Raw genomic sequence first — 5,355 nt, 5'->3', positions numbered from 1 at the left:
TGTCAACGGTTTCTCAAAATTGACCCGCTGCGGTTCCCGGAAAGTTGACCCGCTTGCGTCGTTGAGGCGCGGCGCAGGTCGGCCGGACCGACGGCCGTTCAGCTGGTGAGGTTGGTGGACCAGCGTTGTTCGATGTTTCCGAATCTCCAGACGGACACGGCGATAAGCCAGGAGAAGACGAATAGCGCGACGATGGCGTAGCCGGCGTAGTCGAGGTTGATGTTGGCGATCGCGGCGAGTGGTCCGGAGTCGATGTGGAGGCGGTCGGCGAGCACGCCGATGAGTTCGATGGTGCCGATGATCAGCGCGACGGCGACGGAGATCGATGTGATGGTGAGGTTGTAGAAGATTTTGCGGACGGGTTTGGCGAAGGCCCAGCCGTAGGCGTAGTTCATGAAGACGCCGTCGGTGGTGTCCATCAGGCACATGCCGGCGGCGAACAGGATTGGCAGAACCAGGATGGCGTAGAACGGCAGGTTGAACGCGGCGGCGCCGCCGGCGAGCACGAGCAGCCCGACTTCGGTGGCTGTGTCGAAGCCGAGTCCGAACAGCACGCCGATGGGGTAGATGTGCCACGGTTTGGTGACTGATTTGGTCAGCCCGCCCAGGAAGCGGTTCATGAATCCGCGTGAGTCGAGTTGTTTTTCTAGCGCGGCTTCGTCGTAGCGGCCGCGGCGCAGTTCGCGGAACACTTTGATGATGCCGAGCAGGGCGACCAGGTTCAGGATGCCGATGATCCACAAGAAGATTCCGGATACTGAGGGGCCGATCATGCCGGTGATGGTGTGCAGTGTCGAGCTTTCATCCTGGACGGGTCGGACCAGCGCGCGAACCCCGACGGCGAGCAGGAACGCCAGGGTGAACACGATGGTGGAGTGGCCCAACGAGAACCAGAAACCGACCGAGAGAGGTTTTCTGTCCAGGCCGGCTGCGGTGTTGTCGGCGATCAGTTTGCGGGTGGTGTTGTCGACGGCGGCGATGTGGTCGGCGTCGAACGCGTGGCGCAGCCCTAGCGTGTAGGCCAACACGCCCACGCCGATGGTGAAGACCGGGTGGTCCCCGCCGAGCTGGTAATTGTTGGGCACGACGAACGCGAACAGCACAATGAAGCCCACTAGGTGCAGCAATACGATGAATCCGTACATCCCGGCCAGTGAGGTTTTGTCGGCGCGTGAGAGGCTGGCGCGGAATTGGGCCAGACGCCGGGGCGTTTCTTCGACCGCAGGTTCAGACACCATTGCGCACCTCTCGTCCATTCGTGATGCCGGTGGGTCCGCGGGGAGCCGCAGCTGACGAGGCCAAAGGCTATCCGATACCTGTTCACCTGTCTAGATGAACAGGTGAATTGAGTGTGCGGTTAAGCGACTGCGGTGTTTGGTAAAGCGGGGCACCCGGGTGGCGGCGCGGGTCGTGGTGATGAGTGAAGGTGTTGAAGTGCCGGTGTTCAGTTGTGCTGTGCGCCGATCCAGTGCAGCAGATCGTGGGTGATCTGGTCCTCGAGTCGGTAGCTCACCGCGCGGCCGACCCGGGTCGATTTCACCCAGCCCTGCTGGCGCAGTACCCGAAGAGCCTGTGAGACAGCGTTTTCCGATCGGTCCAGCGTGTCGGCCAGCTCGCCGACGCAGATGCCGGGTGCGCGGTGCAGCACCAGCAAGATCTCCAGCCGGTGAGGATCGGAGAGCAGGTCGAATCGTTGTGACCAGGCGGCGGCATCCACGTCTGACAGTGCAGACCTGGCCTTCCTGGTCTGCGCCCGCTTACCGGCGTGCTCCATGCCTTCAGAATCTAACCCACATCGGTGCCGATGCGATCATGTTGCGAGGTCCGACCGTTCGGCACGGTCGTCACCGTGGGATCTTCAGGAGGGTCGACGCCGGGACGCTGCGTGCCTGTGTCGTCGAATAGTGTTGTGCCGCAGGCATTCATGTTCTGTGCGCTTGCGCCGCCGGAGCAGTCTGTGGGCGGGTCGGCCGGCACGCCAACGACCACCTCGATGTCAAGGGGACACGGTTGCTGCACCGACTCTGGGATACGACCGACCCGCCGCATCACCGTATCATAAGCACAGATGAACAGGTGGACAGATGAGAGCTGCCGGACATATGCTGCCAGAAGTGGTGAACGTGCGTCGCCGGACCCGCCCAGACCTTTGTCCGGCGATTCGTGCCGAGTGCCCGCGCAAACCCGACAGCTGACGATCGGAGAATCTGATGGCCGACTACACCCTGCCCGACCTCGATTACGACTACGGAGCCCTCGAGCCACATATTTCGGGGCAGATCAACGAGATTCACCACAGCAAGCACCACGCCACCTATGTCAAGGGCGTCAACGACGCGATCGCCAAACTCGACGAAGCTCGCGCCAATGACGACCACGCCGCGATCTTCCTCAACGAGAAGAATCTGGCGTTTCACCTGGGCGGGCATGTCAACCATTCGATCTGGTGGAAGAACCTGTCTCCCAACGGTGGTGACAAGCCCACCGGTGAGTTGGCGGCAGCCATCGATGATCAGTTCGGGTCGTTCGACAAGTTCCGGGCGCAATTCGCCGCGGCCGCCAACGGGCTACAGGGGTCGGGATGGGCGGTCCTTGGCTATGACACGCTCGGTGAGAAGCTGTTGACTTTCCAGCTCTACGATCAGCAGGCCAACGTGCCGCTGGGCATCATCCCGCTGCTGCAAGTCGACATGTGGGAACACGCGTATTACCTGCAGTACAAGAACGTCAAAGCCGATTACGTCAACGCCTTTTGGAACGTCGTCAACTGGGCCGACGTCCAAAACCGTTTCGCTGCAGCGACCACTAAGACATCCGGCTTGATCTTCTAAGCCGGCGAGTGCCGATGTTGTGATGGCCGACGACGAGAAGACGCGCTGGGCGATTGACGTCATGACCGCCTGGAGCCAGGATGACTGCACCTTCTTCGGCGAGCGCGTCGATGACTACCTGGCCGAACCCAACGGTGGCGAGGGGCTGATCACCGGTTTGGTCAACCTGTGCGGGCTGCTGCTCTCGGCTATGGAAGTCACGACAGGTAAACCCACCACCGAAATACTGCAGGCTATTGCGTCAACTGTGTCGCGCCACGGGCAACCACCCAGTCCACCCTAGGGTGTTTGGTGGCAGCCAGCCCACTGCGAAGCGCAACGCCGGATCAGTGTCAGGTGGTCGCTCGGTCCTTGGTCAACAGTTCCCGTCGCGCCCGCGTGCGATACGAATCTCCGCTCAGGGTAAGCACTTCGGCGTGATGAACGAGACGATCGATCATCGCCGCGGCGACCACATCATCGGAAAACGTTTCACCCCAGCGCCCGAACGGTAGATTTGAGGTCACCATGATCGAGCCGATCTCATACCGGGAAGCGATCAGCTGAAAAAACAGGTTGGCGGCATCCTGATCGAAAGGAATGTAGCCGACCTCGTCGATGATGATGAGTTTGTAGCGGCGAATCTTCTTTAACTCGCCCTCCAAACGGTTGGCGTGATGCGCTGCAGACAATCGAGCGATCCAGTTAGAAGCGGTATCGAAGAGGACACTGTAGCCGGCGTGAGCCGCCTTGACACCCAACCCGATCGCGAGATGGGTCTTACCGATCCCTGGGGGTCCCAGCAAGATCACGTTCTCGGCCTTGGGCACGAACATGCCCGTCGCCAAGTGCGCGAGCACATCTCGCCGCAACGACGGAAGGTGATCGAGGTTGAAGTCCTCCAACGTTTTGACCTGCGGGAAGTGCGCGGTGCGGATCCGCATAATCGTGCCGGCCGATTCCCGGTCAGCGACCTGACGCTGCAGCAGGGCAGCCAAATACTCTTCGTGAGACCAGTTGTCATCGCGGGCTTGCGCAGCCAAAGGTTCCCAGCAGCGTCCAATCGTCGGGGTCTTCAACACCCTTGTCAGATAGGCCAACTGGGCCGGCAACCCATCGGCAGGCATCGAAACCAACGGTGAGACATCAGCAATCGCCGGTGCAGCGCTATTGTTGGGCTGCTGCTTATTGGTCTTGGTGGCCGCGCTCATGAGCTGTTCCTCACTGTTGTTGGGGCAGAATCAAAGTCGACGCTGAACAATGCGTCATAATCCGGAAGGGCCCGTAGTGCTACCGGATGCCCGTCATGGTGGCGGCGGGTCGCCGTGGACCGCCGGCGACGCTGATCAGCCAGCGCATTGCGCAACCCAGCCGCGGTGTCGACGTGAGCCCGATCGGTGATCGTCGCCCGCGCGGCCCAGCATCGACGGTGCCGGGCCACCACCTGACCATCGCAGCGCACCGTCACGTCCTCAAGTGATGCCGTGACGTCGACGAACCGGCCGATCACTCGCGGGTCGACCGAATAGTCCACCGAATCGACGCGCACGTAGTAGTCGCGAGACAACCGAACGCGATGAATCAAACCGATCGCGGGATCCACTGGCGGAAGCTCCAGCATCGCCTGATAGTCGGTTTCGAAAAGATCAACCGGCCGCGCCCCGATCGCCCGCACCGTGCGAGTGTTCGCCCGTATCAACCACTCTGCGAGTTGAGCGTTGAAATCGGCTGGCGAGACAAAGCGACGCCCCGGCAGAAACGAGGTCTCCAGATAGCCGTTGACTCGCTCCACCAAACCCTTGTATTCGGGATCTCGCGGCGGAGCCAGCTGAACACGGGTGGCCAGCGTTCCCGCGAAGGCCGTTGCCGCCGTCGAGACCCGCCCCGTTCCGCCGATGGCTGCCTCGCGATCCCACACCAAGGTCTTCGGAACCCGTCCCCATCGACAAATCAGCGACCACATGCCCGACAAGATGTCGCCACCCTGCCGAGAAGGCAACATCACTGCACCGATCGACCGAGAGAACCCCAACACCATCACCAACACCGGCAACACACGCTCTTGTCCCTCGCCGACCGGGATCTTGATCGCTGGAAACCACAGATCGCATTGCGCGATCTCGCCGGGTCGATACACAAATCGGTCGACCGGATCAATCCCGACATACTCCGGGCGGATCCGTTGCAGCTTCTTCTTCAACGGCGAACTCGAATACGGCCAGCCGATCCGCTCGGCAATCACAGGAGCAGGCATCTTTGGCCACTCGGCCAACAACGCCCGAATCTGCGGTTCATAAGCATCGGCCACTGAGCCACGAGGCTCGCGTTCATACCTCGGCGGCCGCTGCGACGATAACGCTGCCCGCACCGTATTCCGCGAAATCCCCAACCGGCGAGCGACTTCCCGGATCGGCACCCCCTCAGCCCGATGTAACCGCCGAATCTCCGCCCAATCCTCCACCGAGAGCATCCCTCCAAAAGACCACCAAGTGGGTCAACATTGCGGGACCCTCAGCGGTCTACTTTTCAGGAATCGACGACACGG

General features: G+C 61.4%; 6 protein-coding genes. 2 read left to right on the top strand and 4 right to left on the bottom strand.

Translation table 11 applies throughout. The features are described 5' to 3' along the window. Nucleotides 1-98: 98 nt before the first annotated feature. Nucleotides 99-1,235 carry a HoxN/HupN/NixA family nickel/cobalt transporter gene (locus AAHS21_RS31880; RefSeq protein WP_225337188.1) on the bottom strand — a complete coding sequence of 379 codons (1,137 nt, stop codon included), beginning with the start codon at nucleotides 1,233-1,235 and terminating at the stop codon, nucleotides 99-101. A 209-nt stretch (nucleotides 1,236-1,444) separates the two neighbouring features. Then, the gene (locus AAHS21_RS31875) at nucleotides 1,445-1,774 is read right to left on the bottom strand and encodes a metalloregulator ArsR/SmtB family transcription factor (RefSeq protein WP_061559566.1); all 330 of its coding nucleotides are present in this window, start codon (nucleotides 1,772-1,774) and stop codon (nucleotides 1,445-1,447) included. Between the two features lie 436 nt (nucleotides 1,775-2,210). On the opposite strand from AAHS21_RS31875, the gene AAHS21_RS31870 reads away from it, so the two are divergent. Beyond that, nucleotides 2,211-2,831, top strand: a complete 621-nt coding sequence (locus AAHS21_RS31870) for a superoxide dismutase (protein ID WP_061559564.1) — start codon at nucleotides 2,211-2,213, stop codon at nucleotides 2,829-2,831. A 22-nt stretch (nucleotides 2,832-2,853) separates the two neighbouring features. Next, the gene (locus AAHS21_RS31865; protein WP_061559563.1) at nucleotides 2,854-3,114 is read left to right on the top strand and encodes a hypothetical protein; all 261 of its coding nucleotides are present in this window, start codon (nucleotides 2,854-2,856) and stop codon (nucleotides 3,112-3,114) included. A 49-nt stretch (nucleotides 3,115-3,163) separates the two neighbouring features. Here the strand turns inward: AAHS21_RS31865 and istB are convergent, their stop codons facing one another. Further along, nucleotides 3,164-4,021 carry an IS21-like element helper ATPase IstB gene (gene istB / locus AAHS21_RS31860; RefSeq protein ID WP_276327233.1) on the bottom strand — a complete coding sequence of 286 codons (858 nt, stop codon included), beginning with the start codon at nucleotides 4,019-4,021 and terminating at the stop codon, nucleotides 3,164-3,166. Continuing rightward, nucleotides 4,018-5,280 carry an IS21 family transposase gene (gene istA / locus AAHS21_RS31855; protein ID WP_061559562.1) on the bottom strand — a complete coding sequence of 421 codons (1,263 nt, stop codon included), beginning with the start codon at nucleotides 5,278-5,280 and terminating at the stop codon, nucleotides 4,018-4,020. The genes istB and istA overlap by 4 nt, the downstream gene beginning before the upstream one ends. Nucleotides 5,281-5,355 lie beyond the last annotated feature (75 nt).

The organism is Mycobacterium sp. 050272 (genome assembly GCF_039023525.1).
In the GTDB taxonomy this organism is placed as follows: Bacteria; Actinomycetota; Actinomycetes; order Mycobacteriales; family Mycobacteriaceae; genus Mycobacterium.
The sequence above is the reverse complement of the archived record's forward strand: the minus strand, read 5'-3'. Positions and strand labels throughout refer to the sequence as shown.

Coding starts and splice junctions, on each gene's coding strand:
- istB (WP_276327233.1), bottom strand. CDS start 4,021: ATGAGCGCGGCCACCAAGACCAATAAGCAGCAGCCCAACAATAGCGCT.
- AAHS21_RS31870 (WP_061559564.1), top strand. CDS start 2,211: ATGGCCGACTACACCCTGCCCGACCTCGATTACGACTACGGAGCCCTC.
- AAHS21_RS31865 (WP_061559563.1), top strand. CDS start 2,854: ATGGCCGACGACGAGAAGACGCGCTGGGCGATTGACGTCATGACCGCC.
- istA (WP_061559562.1), bottom strand. CDS start 5,280: ATGCTCTCGGTGGAGGATTGGGCGGAGATTCGGCGGTTACATCGGGCT.
- AAHS21_RS31875 (WP_061559566.1), bottom strand. CDS start 1,774: ATGGAGCACGCCGGTAAGCGGGCGCAGACCAGGAAGGCCAGGTCTGCA.